This window comes from Streptomyces sp. NBC_00096, from assembly GCF_045041305.1.
GTDB lineage: Bacteria > Actinomycetota > Actinomycetes > Streptomycetales > Streptomycetaceae > Streptomyces.
Genome location: NZ_CP108221.1, coordinates 4654981 through 4673136, shown reverse-complemented (window position 1 = coordinate 4673136; position 18156 = coordinate 4654981). Strand labels below are relative to the sequence as shown.

Here is an 18156-nt window from a genome sequence, read left to right as displayed (position 1 = left end):
GTGCCCCGCATTCCGGTCCGGTGCGGGGCCGGCTACGGAGCGGGCCCCCGCGCCGGAGCGCGGGGGCCCGCTTCGTATCCGATGTGCGGCGCGGCGGCTACTTCTTCTTGCCGCCGGACTCGTCGCTGGAGAGGACGGCGATGAAGGCCTCCTGGGGAACCTCCACGGAGCCGACCATCTTCATGCGCTTCTTGCCTTCCTTCTGCTTCTCCAGCAGCTTCCGCTTACGGGAGATGTCACCGCCGTAGCACTTGGCGAGGACGTCCTTGCGGATGGCGCGGATGGTCTCGCGGGCGATGACGCGGGAGCCGACGGCGGCCTGGATCGGGATCTCGAAGGCCTGCCGCGGGATGAGCTCGCGCAGCTTGGCGACGAGGCGCACGCCGTAGGCGTAGGCGGCGTCCTTGTGCGTGACGGCGGAGAAGGCGTCGACCTTGTCGCCGTGCAGCAGGATGTCGACCTTGACCAGTCCGGAGGCCTGCTCGCCGGTGGGCTCGTAGTCGAGGGAGGCGTAACCGCGCGTCTTGGACTTCAGCTGGTCGAAGAAGTCGAAGACGATCTCCGCGAGCGGGAGCGTGTAGCGGATCTCGACCCGGTCCTCGGAGAGGTAGTCCATCCCGAGGAGGGTGCCGCGGCGCTGCTGGCAGAGCTCCATGATCGCGCCGATGAACTCGGAGGGCGCCAGCAGGGTGGCCCGGACGACCGGCTCGAACACGTCCGAGATCTTGCCCTCGGGGAACTCGCTCGGGTTGGTGACGGTGACCTCCTTGCCGTCCTCCATGACGACGCGGTAGACCACGTTCGGCGCGGTGGCGATCAGGTCGAGGCCGAACTCGCGCTCCAGGCGCTCGCGCACCACGTCCAGGTGGAGCAGGCCGAGGAAGCCGACGCGGAAGCCGAAGCCGAGCGCCGCCGAGGTCTCCGGCTCGTAGACCAGCGCGGCGTCGTTGAGCTGGAGCTTGTCCAGGGCCTCGCGCAGGTCCGGGTACTCCGAGCCGTCGAGCGGGTACAGGCCCGAGAAGACCATCGGCTTCGGGTCCTTGTAGCCGCCGAGGGCTTCGGTCGCGCCGTTGTGCAGGCTGGTGATCGTGTCACCGACCTTGGACTGACGGACGTCCTTCACGCCGGTGATGATGTAGCCCACCTCGCCGACGCCGATGCCGTCGGACGGGGTCATCTCCGGGGAGGAGACGCCGATCTCCAGCAGCTCGTGGGTGGCGCCGGTCGACATCATCCGGATGCGCTCGCGCTTGTTGAGCTGGCCGTCGACGACACGGACGTAGGTCACGACGCCGCGGTACGAGTCGTACACCGAGTCGAAGATCATCGCGCGGGCCGGGGCGTCCTTGGGGCCGACCGGGGCCGGGACCGTGGCCACGATCTTGTCGAGCAGCGCGTCCACGCCGAGACCGGTCTTGGCGGAGACCCGCAGGACGTCCTCGGGCTGGCAGCCGACCAGGTTCGCGAGCTCCTCGGCGAACTTCTCCGGCTGGGCGGCCGGCAGGTCGATCTTGTTCAGGACCGGGACGATCGCGAGGTCCTTCTCCATCGCCAGGTACAGGTTGGCGAGGGTCTGCGCCTCGATGCCCTGGGCGGCGTCCACCAGGAGGACCGTGCCCTCGCAGGCGGCGAGGGAGCGCGAGACCTCGTACGTGAAGTCGACGTGCCCGGGGGTGTCGATCATGTTGAGGATGTGGGTGTTGCCCTTGCCCTCGCCCTCGGTGGGCGCCCACGGCAGTCGGACCGCCTGGGACTTGATCGTGATGCCGCGCTCACGCTCGATGTCCATGCGGTCGAGGTACTGGGCGCGCATCTGCCGCGAGTCCACCACACCGGTGAGCTGGAGCATCCGGTCGGCAAGGGTCGACTTGCCGTGGTCGATGTGCGCGATGATGCAGAAATTGCGGATCAGCGCCGGGTCGGTACGGCTCGGCTCGGGCACGTGGCTGGGGATCGCGGGCACGCAGTGTCCTGATTCTCGGGTCGCAGTCGGAACGAAGTGTGGGCGTCGGTCTGCGCGAAGTCGGATCTGTACGCAGGCTTCCATCGTCCCATGGAAGCGGGAGTGCGCTCGGTTTGGGCCGGTCGGAGCGCGCCTGGTAGCCTGAGCAGCTGTGTCTCGTGTGCCCTCTAGCTTTCGGGACACAAATCCGAAGATCAAACTCTGAACCTGCAAAGGCTCTTTCGTGGCGAACATCAAGTCCCAGGTCAAGCGCAACAAGACGAACGAGAAGGCGCGCCTGCGCAACAAGGCCGTCAAGTCCTCGCTCAAGACCGCGATCCGCAAGGCCCGTGAGGCTGTCCTCGCCGGTGACGTCGAGAAGGCCACCGTGGCTTCCCGCGCTGCTTCCCGTGCGCTCGACAAGGCTGTCTCGAAGGGTGTCATCCACAAGAACGCCGCCGCCAACAAGAAGTCGGCGCTGGCGACCAAGGTTGCCTCCCTTCAGGCCTGAGCCCCTGATGTGATCGCCGGACAGGGATCCAGCGGGCCCTCTCTCCCGCTCCCGACCGGCACTCCGCGCCGCACACGAAGCGTTCGCCACGCGGGTGCGGTGCAACCAAAGAAGTAACCGAAGGCCCCGGCCGTCTCCCTTCCCCAGGGAGACGCGTCCGGGGCCTTCGCGTTGCACTGCCGGCCCCGCCGGAGCCCACAGCCAAACCGGCGCCTGAGGGCTGGCCCGGGCAGCGCCCACCCCAGCCCCGCCGGCGTCTGAGGCGCAGGCCCGGGCAGCGCCCTGGGGAACGGTGGAAGGGTGGGTAGGGGACAGCCCGGCAGGGAGGACCGTCTGAGCCACCGGCGGCCGAGGCCGATGCCGAGGGCGGGGGCGGCCCGGCCCGCGGAGCCGGGAACTAACCCCGCTGCGGCCGCGCGGCCCGCGCAACCGCGACGACCGCCTTCTCCAGCGCGTACTCGGGATCGTCGCCCCCGCCCTTGACCCCCGCGTCAGCCGCGGCCACCGCACGCAACGCGTCCGCGACCCCGTCCGCCGACCATCCCCGCATCTGCTGCCGGACCCGGTCGATCTTCCACGGCGGCATGCCGAGGTCCCGCGCCAGGTCCCCGGGACGCGCCCCCCGCGGGGCGGAGGCCAGCTTCCCGATCGCCCGCACCGCCTGGGCCAGCGCGCTGGTGATCAGGACCGGCGCCACCCCGGTGGACAGGGACCAGCGCAGGGCTTCCAGCGCCTCCGCGGCCCGGCCCTCGACCGCCCGGTCGGCGACCGTGAAGCTCGACGCCTCCGCCCGGCCCGTGTAGTAGCGGCCGACCACGGCCTCGTCGATCGTGCCCTCGACGTCCGCGCACAGCTGCGCCGCCGCGCTCGCCAGCTCCCGCAGATCGCTGCCGATCGCGTCGACCAGCGTCTGGCAGGCCTCCGGCGTGGCGGAACGCCCCAGCGTGCGGAACTCCCCCCGCACGAACGCCAGCCGGTCCGCCGGCTTCGTCATCTTCGGGCAGGCGATCTCGCGGGCACCCGCCTTGCGCGCGGCGTCCAGCAGCCCCTTGCCCTTGACGCCGCCCGCGTGCAGCAGGACGAGGCTGATCTCCTCGTACGGCGCGGCGAGGTACGCCTTGACCTCCTTGACCGTGTCCGCCGACAGGTCCTGCGCGTTGCGCACGACCAGCACCTTGCGCTCCGAGAAGAGCGAAGGGCTGGTCAGCTCGGCCAGCGTGCCGGGCTGGAGCTGTTCGGACGCGAGGTCTCGCAGGTCCGTGTCGGCGTCGGCGGCCCGGGCCGCGGTCACCACTTCCCGCACGGCGCGGTCGAGCAGCAGGTCCTCCTGCCCCACCGCGAGGGTGATCGGGGCGAGCGGATCGTCGGTGGAATTCTTCCTGGTGGCCATCGCGTCCAGCATCCCACGCCGCACCGACAGCCCCCCTCTCCGCGCCCCCTTCCCCGTACCCGAGAATGTCCGGGTGAACGTGCGACATGTACTGGTCCTGCCCGACCGCGACGCCGCCGAGGAGGTGGCGCGCGAGATGGTCGACCGCTTCGGCCTCCCGGAAGAACCGCAGCTGGTCCGCGACGCCCTCGCCGGCGAGGACGACGCCGAGGACGCCCAGTGGCTGGTGGTCGTCGAGGATCCGCGCGAGCGGCTCGACACCGCCGCACTGGACGAGCTCGTCTCCGAGTACGACGGCTGGCTCGAAGCCCCGTAGCGGGTCCCGGGCGCCGCCGGGTCAGGCCTTGTGCACGACCTGCATGTCCAGCTCCACGTCCACGCTGGAACCGATCGCCGCGACCCCGTGCGCCAGGATCGACTGCCAGTTCAGCGTGAAGTCCTCGCGGTTCAGTGCGGCCGTCGACCGGCAGGCCGCCCGCGGTTCGCCCTCCAGGCCCGTGCCCAGGCCCAGGTACTGGGTGTCCAGGGTGACGGACCGGCTGACCCCGTGGAGGGTGAGCGCGCCCGCCACGGACCACCGGCTGCCGCTGCGGTGGATGAACCGCTCGCTGTAGAACTCCACCGTCGGGTGGCGGGCCGCGTCCAGGAAGTCCGCGGAGCGCAGGTGGTCGTCCCGCATCCGCAGCCCCGTGTCGATGCTCGCCGCGTCGATGATCACGCGCATGGAGGAGTCCTCCATGCGGTCGGCTATCCGGACCGCGCCGGCGAAGGTGTTGAACCGTCCGTTGATCCGGGCGAAGCCGATGTGGCGGGCCGAGAACCCGATCGAGGAGTGCGCCGGGTCGAGCTCCCAGTGGCCCGGCTGCGGCAGCAGCGGCGGCTCCACCGCGTCGAGGACGATCTCCCTGGTGCCCGGCTGCGCCGGGTCCCCCACCAGGGTCGCCCCGTGGAAGGGCGCGTAGCCCTCGGCCGTGACGGTCAGCCGGTACTCGCCCGCCGGCACCGCCGCCGTGAACCCGCCGTACGGATCCGTCTGCCCGCCGACGATGCGGCGGCCGATCGGGTCGGTCACCTCGAACTCGGCCTGCCTGAGCGGCTGGTGGACCGTGTCGAGGACCCGGCAGGTGAGCAGACACGCCGTATGAGGAAGCGTCAGTGTCGCGGAAGTCTGGGAACCGGCGCTTCCCGCCGTCTCCATCCCCCGTCTGCGACCGAACATGGTTTATGCACCCCCGTGCTGTCTGTGCTTGAACCACTCTGGCGAAAACGCATTCGATCATGCTGTCGGGTTCGGGGCAAACAGAGTGGTCACGCCTGGTATGCCCGTGCCGGACCCGTCGCCGAATGGCCGGGAATGCCCGCAACCGCGAACCGCTGCCCGTCACGGCGACGGAACCGTCCCGATCGGTGCGCAGCACCACCGCGCCCGACGCCCGCAACCGCGCGAGCGTACCCGCCGCGGGATGCCCGTACCTGTTCCCCGCGCCCACCGGGACGATCGCCAGGCGCGGCCGGATCCGCTGGTACAGCCCGGGATCCTGGTGTGCGCTGCCGTGGTGGGCGACCTTCAGCACGTCGACCGGTCCCAGTTCCGGATGGTTCCTCAGCAAGGCCTGCTGGGAGGCCGGCTCGAGGTCACCCAGCATGAGCAGGGTCAGGCCCGCCGTGCGCACCAGGAGGGCCACGCTCGCGTCGTTGGGGCCCTCCGGAGGCGGGCCCCCGGCCGGCGGCCACAGCACCTGCCACTCCAGCGGTCCGGCCCGGCGCCGCTCCCCGTCCAGCGCGGGGACGACGGGAACCCCGGCGGCGGCCGCCGTCCGCCGTACGAACCGCGCCTGCCCCGGGGGCTCTTCCAGTCCGGTGACTTGCACCACACCCACCGTCCGGCCCCTCAGCACGCCCGTCAGCCCGCCCACGTGGTCGGCGTGAAAGTGCGTCAGGAGCAGGAGCGGCACCCGCCTCACGCCCAGCGCCCTCAGGCACGCGTCCACCGGCCCGGGCTCGGGGCCCGCGTCCACCACCACGGCCGTTCCCGGAGCCACGGCGAGTACGGCGGCGTCCCCTTGGCCGACCGCGCACTGCGCGTAGCTCCAGCCGGCCGGCGGCCAGCCTTTGACCGTACGAGTGACCAGTGGCGGCCTCAGCACGGCGAGGAGCAGCACCACGGCCAGTGCGGAGGCGAACCATCGCCGGCGGCCGAAGCGCGCGGCGATCCCCACCACCGCCAAGGTGGCGGCGGCGAGCAGCAGCCCTCCACCCACCCCGCCGGGCCAGCCCAGCTCCGCTCCCGGCAGCCGCGCCCCACCCCGCGCCACGGCCGCGATCCACCCGGCGGGCACCCCCGCGCACCGGGCCAGCAGCTCGGCCACCGGCCTGCACAGCGGGGCCGCCGCGAGCGCGGCGAACCCGAGGACCGTCGCGGGTCCCGCGGCCAGCTCGGCCAGCAGATTGCACGGCACCGCCACCAGGCTCACCCGGGCCGCCAGGACCGCGACGACCGGCGCGCACACCGCCTGGGCCGCCGCCGCGGCGGCCAGCGCCTCGGCCGGGCGCTGCCGCATCCCGCGCCGCCGCAGGGTCTCGCTCCACCGGGGAGCGAGCGTCAGCAGGGCCCCGGTGGCCAGGACGGAGAGGAGGAATCCATGGCTTCGGGCCAGCCAGGGGTCGTAGAGCACCAGCAGCAGTACGGCCGCGGCCAGGGCCGGGATCAGGGACCTGCGCCGCCCGGTGGCGATGGCCAGCAAGGTGACCGAGCCGCAGGCGGCCGCCCGCAGCACGCTCGGCTCCGGCCGGCAGACCACCACGAACGCCAGGGTCAGCGCCGTGCCGCACAGGGCCGTCGCCCGCAGCGAGAGCCCCAGCCGCGGCGCCAGACCGCCCCGCTCGGCCTGCTGCGCGCGGGCCGGCGCCCCGATGAGCAGGAAGAGCACCACGGTCAGGTTCGACCCGGAGACGGCCAGCAGGTGCAGCAGATCGGTGGCCCGGAACGCCTCGTGCAGATCGGGCTCCACCCGGGAGGTGTCCCCGACCACCAGCCCGGGCAGCAGGGCCCTGGCGTCGGGCGCCAGCCCCTCGGTGACCTCGCGCAGCCCGGCCCGCAGCCGTCCGGCGATCCGCTGCGCGGCGTCCGGGCCGCCGGTCACCCGCGGTGGCGCGTCCCCGGGCGGCCGGAGCAGGGCCACGGCCCGCTCCGTGCCCCGCTCCGGGGCCAGCCGGGCGACCACCTCGACCCGGGTCGAGGGCAGCAGCCCGGCCCACCCCGGATGCCCGGCCAGTACCCGTACCGGGGTCGACACCCGGGTCCGGGCACCGTTCGGCCCGGTCACCCGGGTCAGCACCGCGTCGAGCACCACCACGGGCGGCCCGTTCCCGCCCCGGGTGATCCGGGGATCGGAAGCGACGGTGAGGTCCGCGAGCACCCGGGTGTGCTCCCGGGCCAGCCCCGGCACCGGCCCGGCCCGTGCCTCGGCCCGCTGGAGCCCCGCGACCCCCGCCCCGGCGGCCGCGCACAGCAGCGCCGCCGCCACGGCCGTCCCGGCCTTCCAGAACGGCTCCGGGCGCCGGCGGCCGACCAGCATCAGCAGCCCGGCCGCGCCCACCCCCAGCCCCGCCGCCAGGGCACTCGGGCCGCCGGGTACGCCCAGTGCGACGGCAGCCCCCGCCCAGGCCGCCAGGGCGGGCCCCACCAGCCGCAGATCCACCCCCCGCACACCCCCGGCCCCCCACTCCCCCACCCCGCTCCGCACACCCGACTCCGACGCCGGCTCCGACGCCGGCTCCGACGCCGGCTCCGATCGTGGTCCCGGCCCCGAGACCGGTCCCGGCCCCGACCGCAGTCCCGGCCCTGGCCCTGGCCCTGGCCCTGGCCCTGGCCCTGGCCCTGGCCCTGGCCCCGGACTGGGCACGGGCCCCGGCACGGGCGCCGGTCCTCCCGCCGGCGGGGACTCCGGGTCTGGGGCCGGCTCGCGGTGGCGGCTCACGGCCGCACCAGCTTCCGCAGGTCGGCGAAGCGTCGCTCGCCGAGACGTACATGCCTATCTAGCAAAAGAGCAAAGGGCGGCCCCCGACGGTGTTGGAGCACCGGCAGGGGCCTTGGCCCGAAACGCCCTTCCATATAAAGGGGAGACAGGCCCATGTCAGAACGTACACGCCTGCCCGACGCAGACACCCGCGCCCTGCTCCAGCAGATCGCCGCACGGCTCACCGCCGAGCGCCCCCAGCACCCCATGCGCGAGAGCATCCGCACCGCCCTCGCCCTCACCTTCGCCGCCCGCAGGCACGGCTACGGCACTTCACGCGCCGAGCACGCAGAGGAGCTCCTCCTCACCTTCGCGCCGGCCGTCGAGACGGGCATGACCCGTAGCCGGTACGCCGCCGAGCTCCGCCTGGCCGCGGGCGGTGACCAGTGAGCGCCGACGTGAGGCACGAGCCGCTGCGCGACCCGGAGCGCGACGCCGAGAGGTGGACGCCGCCGCTGGACTTCGCCGTCGAGCGGGCCCGCGACACCCTCGCCCAGCAGCAGGCCGCGAACATCTACGACAACCGGGCCATGCTCGGCGCCGCGGTGCACCTGGAGATCGCCCTCCACGACCTGCTTGCCGCGCTCGACAACAAGGCCGACCAGTGACCGGGGCTCGCACGGTGACCGTGCACACCCTCGACCACGGGCCGGTCACCCTCCCCGAACCGTCCTGGTGCGCCGGCCACCCCGACGGCCCGGCCGAGCACCGCGTCGACCTCCACCACGCGGCACCGCTCCCCGTACCGCCCGGCCTGGTCGACATGGAGGCCGAGCTCGTCGAGTTCCCGTACGGCACCAAGACCATCCCGGTGAGCGTCCACGTCGGGATCGTCGTACCCGGCGCGACGCTGGACCCTGACGGCCTGCGGGAGTTCGCCGCGGGCATGGCCGCGCGGGCGGCGCTGCTCGTCGAGTTCGCCGACCGGCTGGCCACGCTCCGCGCCGGGGGTGCCTGGTGACCACTCCGCCGAAGGCCGGCAAGTGCCTGTCGGTCCGCGTGGACGAGACCCTGTCCGACGACCTCGCGATCGTCATGCGGACCGGTATGACGGCGTCCGACGCGGTCCGTTACGCGGTGGCGTTCCTGGCGCACGGGTACGCGTGGGTGTGGGAGTCCGGGCTCTACCCGGACGGCGTCGCACCTGCGCGTATGGCGGTCCGGGTGCCCGCATATGACGGCGTTCCGACGGCCCCGGCCGCGCGTATGACGGACAGCCCCGGAGCGGCGTAGCCGTGCTCCTCGTCGTGTTCTTCGCCGCGGCGACGGCGGTCGGGTTCGCGGGGCTCACCCTCGCGGCCCCGGCCTGCGCCCGCGGCCTCTACGCGCTGCCCGCTCTCGGGACAGCCGCGTTCATCCTGCTTCTCGCCGCGTTCGGCGCGGCCTTCCTCCACTGAGGACCCCATGAACATCGTCACCATCGGCGGCGTCACCGTCGGCCTCGGCATCCTCGTCCACTACGTGACCGGGTGGTGGCCCGGTACGAAGCCTCTGCGCAAGGACCCGGTGAAGCACGCCGCCGCGCTCCTGCCGTTCCTCGTCTCGTGGGCCTACGGCGTCCTGACCATCCTCGGTGTCGGCGGCCTGATCGGCTGGATCGCCGACACCACCCTGTGGATCTCCAACTGGCTCGGCGACGTCGCCCTCGTCTGGGGCGTCGGCGGCCAGGCCGGGCAGAACGTCGCTCGCGTCACGTACCTGCCGCTCACGCAGACGGGCGGCGCCCTGGTGCTCATCTTCACGGTCGGCCTGGTGGCTGCGGTCAAGAAGTCGAGGCACGGGGCGGACATCAAGCGCGGTGCCTGGTGCGGGATCTGCCTCGGCACCTCGGCCGGCGTCGCCGGGTTCGCCGCGGTCCCGCTCGCACAGGCCGTGAACTGGCTGGGCGGCACGGTCTACGGGGCACTCGCGTGAGCGCCCCCGACGAGGAGGCCCCGGAGCCGAGCCGCACGGCTGGCGGGTGCGTGCTCACCGTCGCGGCCGGGGTGCCGCTGGCGGCCGTGTTTGCGGTGTCCCGTGACGCTGGAGTGCTCACCGTGTGGGGCCTGGTGGTCGCCGGGTGCGGCTGGCAGTACTGGCGAGGGCTGTCCGATTCGTCCGCCACTCCCCCACCGCTTCCGGATCCCCCTTCCCGAGACGAGTACGCAGGTCAGATCGCGCGCGTCGATCGGGTGGAGAGGGGCCCAGAAGGGGTTATGTGCACGGTCCACGTGGTTCGGGAGGAGGTGAACCACTCATGATCCGAGCCCTGTTGAGTCTCCTCGGCGCCGAGTACTGCGTGCCCTGCGGCTGGTGGTCCAAGCCCTACTGCGGGCACTGACCCGCCGTTCTGCAACTAGGTGCACAAAAGGGCCCCCGACGCGTGCGGATCGCGTCGGGGGCCCGCTCACGGGGCGGCCCTACACCGGTGGGCGGCCGGGGGTCGGGGTGGGCGGCGGCGACGGGAGCGGCGGGCCGGGGTTCGGCGGCATCGAGGGCCCGCCGGGGGCGCCGTGCCTGCCCATCTTCAGGCGCCGTCCCGAGAGGCGGTAGATGCCCAGCGGCGGGAACAGGTCCACGCGGGCGGGGTAGCCGGCCTCAGCGCAGGGGATGCACAACAGGTCACGGCCGTGGGCGTGCCGGGCGGCGCGGGCCGTCTCGACGGGCTCCCTCCAGCAGGCCTCGCAGGTGGTGACGTCCGTTGGAGTCGTACGGAACTCGGTCGTGATCATGCCCACAGCTCCTTGTCGACGGTGAAGCCGGCCCGCTCGATCGCGGCGGCCGTCCGCTCCTCCCAGCCCGGGGCGGGCTGCACGCCGCCCACCACGGCCGGATAGTGGTGAACGAACCCACCGAGGCGCCGGTTGAGGTGCTGGTAGACCTCGGTGTTCTCGATCAACGCGTGCCATCCCGCGTCGACGAGGGGGGACGGCACAAGCGCCTCGCCGCATCGAGCAGCCGCGGCAACGAACTTCAGAGCCTCGTTGATGACCTGCTCGGCCATCACCCAGCCCATGTTCGGGTGCAGTCGTGCGAGGGTCGCCGTGACGGTCATGAGCTCCTCAGCGCCGAGGAGTTCGCGGGCGTCCCCGGACGGTGCCGCGGTAAGCAGGCTGCCCGGGGCGGATGCCGGGGTGGGGCTCTCCCCCTTGCCTGCGCTGCACGGCGGAGGGGTGGGGTACGGGCTGGACATGGCTGTCTCCTTCGTATCGGAGTGCAGGGTCAGCAGGCCTTCGAGCAGCCCTGGTTGTGGACAAGGGCGCCGCCCTCAGCTCCACCGATCGGCAGCGGTTTGGCTCCGCACTCGGGACAGCGAGAGGGAGCGGTCCACCGGCCTGCGGGGTACGTAGGCGGGTTCGTCGCCTTGGATTCCATTCGGGCACTCCCTGCCGTCGTCAGCGGGTGGTGCTGCGAGCGTGGCGGAGCGGCATGGGACGGAGCCAGCGATGTGCAGATCTGTGCATCACCCCTACTCGCCAGCGTGGTTGGCTACATCCGGACCTTGACCGGCTACGGCTCGGCCACAACGCTGGTGCACAGAAGTGCACAGGCCGATACAGGAGGCTGGCATGCCGCTACTGTTCGTAGGAATCGACCCCAGCACCGGAGACAAGCAAAGCCCAACCGTCTGGGCGGACCTGGAGCATGCAGAGCTCGTGCTCCAGGGATGGAAGCCCGGGCCGGAGCTTGAGGCCGAGTGCGCGGCCACTGAAGTACCGGGCCACGCCGTAGGAATCCCTGAAGGAGAAGCCGTGATCCGCATCCCGGCCCGCATGCTGCACATCATCAGGGAGGCGTGCGATGCCCTCGACGCCCACCTTCGATGAGCTGATGGCCGGCTGCACCACGGCCTTCCACCTGGAGATGCGCGACGCCTACGCCGTGGACTACGAGACCGGCCCGTTCGCGGCCTGGCGTACGGGCTACCGGCACGATCCGGCCAACCGAGCAGCCTGGTGGCGCCCGTGGCTGGACCTGGTGGTGGACGCGGTGGACCGCGGGGTTGAGATCCGCCGGGCCCGCATCGTCTCGGAGCCGGTCAGCGAGTACACCCGGTTCCTGTACGACTCGACGTTCACGAACGTCGCCGCTGGCGAGGACGTGCGGTGGCTACCGCGCAGGCAGGCCAGTGCCATCGCGCTGCCCGGGAATGACTTCTGGCTGTTCGACGGCGAGTGGGTGCACTGGAACCACTTCGCAGGTGACGGATCGTCGCTCGGCGAGGAGATCACCAGTGATCCGGTCTCGGCGAAGCTGTGCACGGAAGCCTTTGAGGCGGTCTGGGCGCGGGCCACGCCGCACGCCGAGTACAAGATCTGACAGGACGGTCCGACGCTCGATGCCCGCCTCCCCATCGTCCTCTGCGCAGGCCGCCCGCGAAGCCGTAGCCGCACGGCTGCGCGACCTCCGCAGGGGCGCGGGGCTGACCGTCTCCGAGCTGGCCGGCCTCTGCGGCTGGCACCACTCCAAGACGTCCCGCATCGAGAACGGGCGCACGGCTCCGTCAGCAGGGGACATACGCCGCTGGTGCGGGGCGTGCGGTCATCCGGATGAGGCTCCGGACCTCGTTGTCCGGTCCATGAGCGCCGAGTCCATGTACAGCGAGTGGCGCCACCAGGTGCAGGAGCTGGAGAAGCTCCAGAACTCGTGGCCGCGGATCTTCGCAGAGACGCGACTGTTCCGGATCTACTCCTCCACCCTCGTGCCCGGCCTACTCCAGACGGAGGGCTACGCGGGCGGCCTGCTCGGAACGATCGCGCGGTTCCGGGGGTACCCGGAGGAGGGCGACGAGGCGGCACGTGCCCGGGTGGACCGGTCTCGGATCATCCACGATTCGGGCCGCCGCGCGGTGCTGGTGGTCGAGGAGACAGCCTTGTACTACCGGATGGGCGACCCGGACGCGATGGCTGCCCAGCTCGGCTACCTGCTGACGGCCGGCGCTCTGCCTGCGGTGTCCCTGGGGGTGATCCCCCGCTCGGTGGAGCCACGTACGGTGTGGCCGCTGGAGACGTTCCACGTCTACGACGACGCGTTCGTGTCCGTGGAGCTCCTCTCGGCGGAGGTGAACATCACCCAGCCCTCCGAAGTCGGGCTCTACCTGAAGGCGTTCGAGGAACTGCGCCGCATGGCGGTGTACGGGGCGGATGCTCGCGCGCTGGTCATGGATGCCCTTGCCTCGCTGCGGTAGCGGGGCAAGGGCCTGATCAGGCCAGGCGGCCGGGGGCGGGGAAGCGGGCGTGCGCGCTCGCGTGCGCGGCTACGGATGCCGCCATGCGCATGCCCTCGGTCTCGGCGGCGTCGCGGATGCTCAGCAGCCGGGGCAGGTCGACTACCTCGGCCGGCGGGCGAACCGCGGTGCACTCGCGGACGGCGAAGCGGGCGTTCGTGTCCGTCGAGGTGCCGGCCAGCGCGCCACGCAGGCCAACGACTTCCTCGACGTACCCGGCGGTGGTCAGGTGCTGCTGCGCCCACGCCCGGACGGTGTGCCAGTCGGAGTCTTCGAGAATCGCCGTGAGGGCGCCGCGGCGGGCCGCGTCGTCGTCCCACCGCTCGGCGTCCTGGAGCATCTTCACGCGGCCCTCCCGGCCGGTCTCCTGCGCCCGCTCCAGGGCGGCGCGGAACGCGGCCATGAGGACGGCGCGGTCTGCTGGTGTCGAGTCCGTAGGGATGCCGGGGCCGACCGGGACGAGGGTCTCCAGGTACTCCAGGCGGGCCCGGCGGCGGCTCGTGAGGCTGTCCCATGCCCCTTGCAGCGCGGTGCGGTACGCGGTGTACGCGGCGTCGATCGCTTCGGCCTTCGCGAGGTCGGAGGCGCGGTAGTCGGACCGGGCTGCCTGCACGGCGGTGAGGTAGTCGGCCTGCGTCTGGCGGGCCGCGTTGATGTCGGGGTCCTGGTCGTGCGTGGGCATCGGCGTGGGGATGGCCATGGTCATGCGTCCTTCCGGATCAGGTCGTGCAGGTCGACGGTGCCGTTGGAGTCGATGAGGTCGCACCGGTCGGCCAGCTCGGTGGTGCCCGTGTAGTAGCGGAAGTGGCGCGGGTAGTCGGCCAGCGCCCGGTGGAGGAGGGCGCCGAGGAGGACGCCGGCCTGCATCGGCCGGTAGACCTTCGTGCCCACGGTCACGCAGTCCTCCGAGTACCCAAAGCCCTCGGGGCCGGCACCCTCCCCGTGGGTGGCTGCAATGCCCGCGTTGCCCATCTCGGTGGCCCAGTGGGACAGCCGGGCGTTGTGCGCGGCCAGGGCGGTGCACAGGGCGGCCACGGCGCCCTCGCAGCCGTCCAGGGCGGCGATGATGCTGTCGGCCTGGCCGAGGTCGCGGGCGGCCCCATTCTGGACGCGGGCCAGGGCGGCCGCCTGCTCCGCACGGCGGCGGGCGTTCTGCTCGTCTGCCAGCTGGCGTTCAGCGGCGGTGACGCGCATGCCGGCGTACTCCGCGTTCAGCCGGAGCTGTGCCAGCGCCTCGGGGGTGGCCGGGGTGCCGGGTGCCTCACCGCGGATGACGGCCTCGGCCTCGGCGACCGCGAGGGCGGCGTCGGCGGCCTGCTCCTGGGCGGCGGGCACGATGGCGCTCATCTCGGCGTGGGTCATGGTCGGCTGGCTCTGCTTCGGCATCAGGCGGCCTTTCTGCGTGCGCGGGCGAGGTGCTCGGCGTCGTCGGGGTGCCACAGTCCGCGGGCTGCGGGCTGGATGCCCTCGGCGGCGGCAAGGCGGCGGGTGTGTCGCCCGGTCACTCCGAGACGGCCGGACAGCTCCTCGGTGGTGACCAGGCCACGTGTTGAGGATGCTTCGATGTCCGCTGATGTCCGTTCCGCATGTCCGTTGCCGGTCGGGCGGGTGAGGTGGGCCAGGCCGGCGGCACGGAGGGCGACCAGCGCGGCTGCGATCTCGGGCCGCACCTGCCCACCCTCCGCGCGCCGTGCGGCAATGTGGCCGCCCAGGACCAGCCACAAGGGGTGGCACACCTCTGCGGGCAGGAACACGCCGCCGGCCGCAATGACCGCGGGTTCAGGCCGCGTCGTCACCGTGCTCGTCCTGCTCACGTCGGGCCTGCCGCGCGTCGAGCTTCGCGAGCGTGCGGGCCGCGGCCTCGCTGCCCCTGCGGGCGCCCTGTCGGAGGTTGCGCCGGAGCCGCTCCTCGGCCGTCTTCAGCACTGCCCTGTTCCGGGTGCTCCCGCTCTCAGCGGCCGTGGCCTCACCTGCCAGACGGGTCAGGTGTTCGGCGGCCTCGATGACGATCGCAGTGAGCTTCGGAGTCAGCTCGGGGTCGTGCCGGATGGCTTCCTTGTTCAGGCGGGCGCACGCGCGACGGAACTGGGCCTGCGCCAAGTTGAGCTGGTCCCGCCCGGGGTACGCGGGGGTCTTGTCGGGGGTGGGGGTGACGGGCATGAGCAGGGTGTCCTCTCGTGACGTGTCCCGCGCGCGTTCTGCGCGAGAACTGGGGAACCGAGTCCGGGGGCGGGTCAGGGGTCTTCGGTGTTCTGCTGCTCGGCTGCGGCCTGGCGGCGGAGTTTGGCGGCGTGTCGGGCGGCGATGCCGTGGCGTCGGGCTTCGGCGAGTTCTGCGCGTCGTCGGGTGGCGGCTTGGATGCGGTAGCGGGCGGCGGCGATCTTCGCGGCGACGATGTCGTCGACGTTCACGAGGTGCTCCCGGTGGCGCGGAGGGTGTCGGGGAGGCTGCTGAGGGTGCCTGCGAGGACGGGGCATCCGTCGTCGTGGTGGATGACGAGGTGGGGGTTGCCGTGCTGGTCGGTGCGGGCTTCGGTCTCGCTCGCACAGTGGCCGCAGCGGTAGTTCGCGACGACGAGGGCGACGAGGCCAGCCGGGCCGGCGATGAGGTTGGTGAAGTTCGGCACGGGGTTCTCCTTCAGCACATGACGTGGCGGTCGTGGCCCTGCCGGGCCCATTCGGTGTCGAGTTCGCCGTCGCAGACGACGCAGACCGGCGGTTCCCCCGCCGCCGGTTCCCTCTCTAGAAAGAGAGAGGGAACCACCGGCGCGCGTGAGGGCGGTTCCTGTGTGTTCCCAACCGGTGCGGAACCGGCGTGACCTGCGGTTCCTTCGGTTCTGGTTCCCGGGGCGGGCGCCACCGTGCCGGAATCGGTCGGGAACCGGGCTGGGAACCGCTTCTGACGGAGGTTCGCCGCCTCCTGGAGCTTTCCGTCGCGCACCTGGATTCCGAGTCGCTGACACTCGGTGCGGAGTCGGCGCCGACCCCAGTCATCGGGAACGCTCGCGGCGTCAAGGCGGGCGACGATCCACTCCACGGATCCATCGAGCGGCTCCCGGTCAGGGACCGCGTCGAGGGAGACCAGCACTAGGGAGGTGACCGGCCGGCCGTCGGGCTTGAACTCTCCGTCGATGGAGATCTTTTGGAGGCCGAAGAGGTGGCCGTCGCCTTCCTCGTCGTCCTTCTGCTTGCCGCTCTTGATGCTGAGCACGTAGTTGCTGAGGCGGTCACCCTTGCGGCTGATCATCAGCTCGGATTGGAGTGCGCCCTTGACCGCCGAGGCGCCGCGCCCGTGCTCGCCGACGTGGCCGGTGTGGTGGACGAGGGTGACGCAGGCGCCGGTTACTGCGCGGAGGCGGTCGAGGCGGGCGACTACGCGGCCCATCTCGGTGTTGGAGTTCTCCTCGATGCCGACCGTGATCCGGGCCTGAGTGTCGACCACGATCATGGCGGGTTCCATGCGGCGCATGACCTCGGTGAGGACTTCCCATTCCGGGTCCATGGCTTGCACGGGCCGGGGCAGGAACCGCACGTTGTCCATGCGGATGCCGCGGTGCTGCTCCCACGCGCGGACGCGCTTGCGGATGCCCTCCGCGCCCTCGGCGACGAGGTAGACCACGGTCCCTTGGCGGACGTACTGGCCGTGCCAGGCGAGGCCGGTTCCGATGTGCCCGCACATGTCGATCATCACGAACGACTTGAACGTCCCCGACGGGCCGATGACGCGCGCAAGGGTGTTGAGGTGGAGGAGGTCCCCGACGAGGGGTCGGAGCGGGGTGATTTTGTCGAGGCCGTCGGTGTCGAGGAGTTCGCCTGCCATGGCGGCTACGCGCTGCTCGAAGTGCTCGTCGGACGTGAGGCCGCCCCGGGGCTCCGGCACCCACAGCTTGCCGGCCTGCGGCTGGACGGCGGTGTCGTCAGGGAGCCAGAGCGGGGGCCCGTCGGGGGCCCGCGTAGGAACGCCCAGCAGGCCCGCCGCGCGGATGGAGTCCGGCGGCAGGCCTGCGGGGTCGTGCATGGTGGTCACGCGGTGGTCTCCTGACCATGAACGAGGTAGCGGCCGGGCTGGCCCGGGATCGCGATCGGGGGCCACCCGGGGGTGGCCTTGAGCTGGCGGGCGGGGCGGGGCTTGGCCCGTTCTTCGTGGATCTCCCGCATGCGGCGGATCCGGTTGGTCGCTGCGGCGAGCTGGGAGGCGACGCGGCGGGCGTCGCCGAACACGGCGGCGTACCACTCGGCATCCGACAGGTCGGGGTCGGCGTCCATCCGGCGCCACAGCTCGGCGGCCTCCAACGTGGCCGCGTAGCAACGCGGGTCGGTCGGTTCGAGGCTGAGCCACGCTGCGGTGCCATAGGCCGGCCACGCGCCAACACCGAGCGCGGCAATCTGCGCTTCGGCGCGGAGCCCGGTCACCTGGCCGGGTGTGGCCTGAGGGGGTACGGAGTGGAGGGGGCGCCCCCGCCCGGCCGTGATGGCCAGGCGGGGGCGGTCCTCGGCGCTGCTGGTCACCGACCGGCCTTCGCGGCGTCGATGGCGGCGATACGGGCGTCCTCCGCGGCTCGGAACGCGACCTGCGCGTCCTGGTCCCCGGGGAAGTCGTCGCGCGACACGAGGGCCAGCTGATCGCGGAGCCCCCGCAGCTTCAGGAGGAAGGCCTCCGTGGTGGCGATGAATCGGTCGGTGCCCGCGACGTCGAGTTCGAGGGTGTCGCGGCCGTAGTCGAGCCAGATCTTCGACTCGATGCCCCACACGGCGGCCTCGGCCCGCGTCTGGGTGACGCGGGCTTCGAAGAGGGTGTCGGGCTCATCGCTGGGGAGGGCGTTCACGTTGGGGGCGGGGGCGATGGCCTGGAGGATGGATCCCTGGTGCCATCCGGGCTGGCCGTCGGCGCCGGCGTGGTCGAGGGTGCACCACGGGGTGCAGTCGTAGAGGGCGATCCAGTCGCTGCCACGTTCAGCGGCGGTGAGCGGGCTGGGGGCGGGCGCCAGGGTCGCCGGGAGGTCGGCGAGTAGCGGGTGCTCCTTCCCGGTCGGATCGGTGGCGGAGGCGAGCGCAGCGGCGGAGGTGCGTGTCATAGTGGTGCCATCCG

25 protein-coding genes and 1 pseudogene are annotated in these 18156 nt (G+C 72.3%); 11 read left to right on the top strand and 15 right to left on the bottom strand.

The genetic code is table 11. The features are described 5' to 3' along the window. Positions 1 to 97 precede the first annotated feature (97 nt). A complete protein-coding gene (gene lepA / locus OG904_RS20555; protein WP_405493022.1) occupies positions 98 to 1963 on the bottom strand; it encodes a translation elongation factor 4 in 1866 nt (621 codons plus the stop codon). Positions 1964 to 2186: 223 nt separating this feature from the next. On the opposite strand from lepA, the gene rpsT reads away from it, so the two are divergent. After that, positions 2187 to 2453, top strand: a complete 267-nt coding sequence (gene rpsT, locus OG904_RS20550) for a 30S ribosomal protein S20 (protein WP_405493020.1) — start codon at positions 2187 to 2189, stop codon at positions 2451 to 2453. A gap of 397 nt (positions 2454 to 2850) precedes the next feature. Here the strand turns inward: rpsT and holA are convergent, their stop codons facing one another. Continuing rightward, positions 2851 to 3843 (bottom strand): DNA polymerase III subunit delta, encoded by a 993-nt coding sequence (holA, locus tag OG904_RS20545; RefSeq protein WP_405493018.1) that lies wholly within the window; start codon positions 3841 to 3843, stop codon positions 2851 to 2853. 136 nt (positions 3844 to 3979) lie between these two features. Between holA and OG904_RS20540 the strand changes: the two genes are divergently transcribed. Next, on the top strand, positions 3980 to 4159 hold the full coding sequence (locus OG904_RS20540) for a hypothetical protein (protein ID WP_405498145.1): 180 nt from the start codon (positions 3980 to 3982) through the stop codon (positions 4157 to 4159). A gap of 21 nt (positions 4160 to 4180) precedes the next feature. Here OG904_RS20540 and OG904_RS20535 read toward each other — a convergent pair whose 3' ends face one another. Further along, the gene (locus OG904_RS20535; protein ID WP_405493016.1) at positions 4181 to 5062 is read right to left on the bottom strand and encodes a YceI family protein; all 882 of its coding nucleotides are present in this window, start codon (positions 5060 to 5062) and stop codon (positions 4181 to 4183) included. Between the two features lie 136 nt (positions 5063 to 5198). Next, positions 5199 to 7421: pseudogene (locus OG904_RS20530) on the bottom strand (ComEC/Rec2 family competence protein); the annotation flags it as partial. 555 nt (positions 7422 to 7976) lie between these two features. Here OG904_RS20530 and OG904_RS20525 point away from each other — a divergent pair. From OG904_RS20525 to OG904_RS20500, 6 genes are read left to right on the top strand one after another with little or no spacing between them, the layout of a single operon-like run. Further along, entirely contained in the window at positions 7977 to 8252 is a 276-nt protein-coding gene (locus OG904_RS20525) for a hypothetical protein (protein ID WP_405493014.1), read from the top strand. Continuing rightward, positions 8249 to 8470: a hypothetical protein gene (locus OG904_RS20520; protein WP_405493012.1), complete on the top strand. Its 222-nt coding sequence runs from the start codon at positions 8249 to 8251 to the stop codon at positions 8468 to 8470. Before OG904_RS20525 ends, OG904_RS20520 begins: the two co-directional genes overlap by 4 nt. A 14-nt stretch (positions 8471 to 8484) precedes the next feature. Beyond that, positions 8485 to 8823, top strand: a complete 339-nt coding sequence (locus OG904_RS20515; RefSeq protein ID WP_405493010.1) for a DUF6907 domain-containing protein — start codon at positions 8485 to 8487, stop codon at positions 8821 to 8823. Next, entirely contained in the window at positions 8820 to 9095 is a 276-nt protein-coding gene (locus tag OG904_RS20510) for a hypothetical protein (protein WP_405493008.1), read from the top strand. The genes OG904_RS20515 and OG904_RS20510 overlap by 4 nt, the downstream gene beginning before the upstream one ends. A gap of 2 nt (positions 9096 to 9097) precedes the next feature. After that, entirely contained in the window at positions 9098 to 9259 is a 162-nt protein-coding gene (locus OG904_RS20505) for a hypothetical protein (RefSeq protein ID WP_405493006.1), read from the top strand. Between the two features lie 7 nt (positions 9260 to 9266). Continuing rightward, positions 9267 to 9776, top strand: a complete 510-nt coding sequence (locus OG904_RS20500; protein ID WP_405493004.1) for a hypothetical protein — start codon at positions 9267 to 9269, stop codon at positions 9774 to 9776. Positions 9777 to 10261: 485 nt separating this feature from the next. Here OG904_RS20500 and OG904_RS20495 read toward each other — a convergent pair whose 3' ends face one another. Further along, on the bottom strand, positions 10262 to 10573 hold the full coding sequence (locus OG904_RS20495; RefSeq protein ID WP_405493002.1) for a hypothetical protein: 312 nt from the start codon (positions 10571 to 10573) through the stop codon (positions 10262 to 10264). Beyond that, positions 10570 to 11034, bottom strand: coding sequence for a hypothetical protein (locus OG904_RS20490; RefSeq protein WP_405493000.1), 465 nt, complete (start codon positions 11032 to 11034; stop codon positions 10570 to 10572). Before OG904_RS20490 ends, OG904_RS20495 begins: the two co-directional genes overlap by 4 nt. Before the next feature lie 376 nt (positions 11035 to 11410). Between OG904_RS20490 and OG904_RS20485 the strand changes: the two genes are divergently transcribed. Genes OG904_RS20485 through OG904_RS20475 form a run of 3 tightly spaced genes read left to right on the top strand, consistent with a single transcriptional unit; the run spans position 11411 to position 13029 of the window. Then, entirely contained in the window at positions 11411 to 11668 is a 258-nt protein-coding gene (locus OG904_RS20485; protein WP_405492998.1) for a hypothetical protein, read from the top strand. After that, on the top strand, positions 11643 to 12161 hold the full coding sequence (locus tag OG904_RS20480) for a DUF6879 family protein (protein ID WP_405492996.1): 519 nt from the start codon (positions 11643 to 11645) through the stop codon (positions 12159 to 12161). Before OG904_RS20485 ends, OG904_RS20480 begins: the two co-directional genes overlap by 26 nt. Before the next feature lie 19 nt (positions 12162 to 12180). Then, positions 12181 to 13029 carry a helix-turn-helix domain-containing protein gene (locus OG904_RS20475; RefSeq protein WP_405492994.1) on the top strand — a complete coding sequence of 283 codons (849 nt, stop codon included), beginning with the start codon at positions 12181 to 12183 and terminating at the stop codon, positions 13027 to 13029. 16 nt (positions 13030 to 13045) lie between these two features. Here OG904_RS20475 and OG904_RS20470 read toward each other — a convergent pair whose 3' ends face one another. From OG904_RS20470 to OG904_RS20430, 9 genes are all read right to left on the bottom strand, one after another. Further along, positions 13046 to 13768 carry a hypothetical protein gene (locus tag OG904_RS20470; RefSeq protein ID WP_405492992.1) on the bottom strand — a complete coding sequence of 241 codons (723 nt, stop codon included), beginning with the start codon at positions 13766 to 13768 and terminating at the stop codon, positions 13046 to 13048. A 2-nt stretch (positions 13769 to 13770) separates the two neighbouring features. After that, positions 13771 to 14454, bottom strand: coding sequence for a hypothetical protein (locus tag OG904_RS20465; protein WP_405492990.1), 684 nt, complete (start codon positions 14452 to 14454; stop codon positions 13771 to 13773). Beyond that, positions 14454 to 14864, bottom strand: coding sequence for a hypothetical protein (locus tag OG904_RS20460; RefSeq protein ID WP_405492988.1), 411 nt, complete (start codon positions 14862 to 14864; stop codon positions 14454 to 14456). The genes OG904_RS20465 and OG904_RS20460 overlap by 1 nt, the downstream gene beginning before the upstream one ends. Further along, positions 14848 to 15228 (bottom strand): hypothetical protein, encoded by a 381-nt coding sequence (locus OG904_RS20455; RefSeq protein ID WP_405492986.1) that lies wholly within the window; start codon positions 15226 to 15228, stop codon positions 14848 to 14850. Before OG904_RS20455 ends, OG904_RS20460 begins: the two co-directional genes overlap by 17 nt. A 74-nt stretch (positions 15229 to 15302) precedes the next feature. After that, a complete protein-coding gene (locus OG904_RS20450) occupies positions 15303 to 15479 on the bottom strand; it encodes a hypothetical protein (RefSeq protein WP_405492984.1) in 177 nt (58 codons plus the stop codon). Beyond that, complete coding sequence (locus OG904_RS20445) at positions 15476 to 15694, bottom strand: hypothetical protein (RefSeq protein WP_405492982.1); 219 nt, start codon at positions 15692 to 15694, stop codon at positions 15476 to 15478. The genes OG904_RS20450 and OG904_RS20445 overlap by 4 nt, the downstream gene beginning before the upstream one ends. 11 nt (positions 15695 to 15705) lie before the next feature. Beyond that, complete coding sequence (locus OG904_RS20440; RefSeq protein ID WP_405498143.1) at positions 15706 to 17085, bottom strand: AAA family ATPase; 1380 nt, start codon at positions 17083 to 17085, stop codon at positions 15706 to 15708. A 5-nt stretch (positions 17086 to 17090) separates the two neighbouring features. Beyond that, the gene (locus OG904_RS20435; protein ID WP_405492980.1) at positions 17091 to 17576 is read right to left on the bottom strand and encodes a hypothetical protein; all 486 of its coding nucleotides are present in this window, start codon (positions 17574 to 17576) and stop codon (positions 17091 to 17093) included. Then, positions 17573 to 18142, bottom strand: a complete 570-nt coding sequence (locus tag OG904_RS20430) for a DUF6907 domain-containing protein (protein WP_405492978.1) — start codon at positions 18140 to 18142, stop codon at positions 17573 to 17575. Before OG904_RS20430 ends, OG904_RS20435 begins: the two co-directional genes overlap by 4 nt. Positions 18143 to 18156 lie beyond the last annotated feature (14 nt).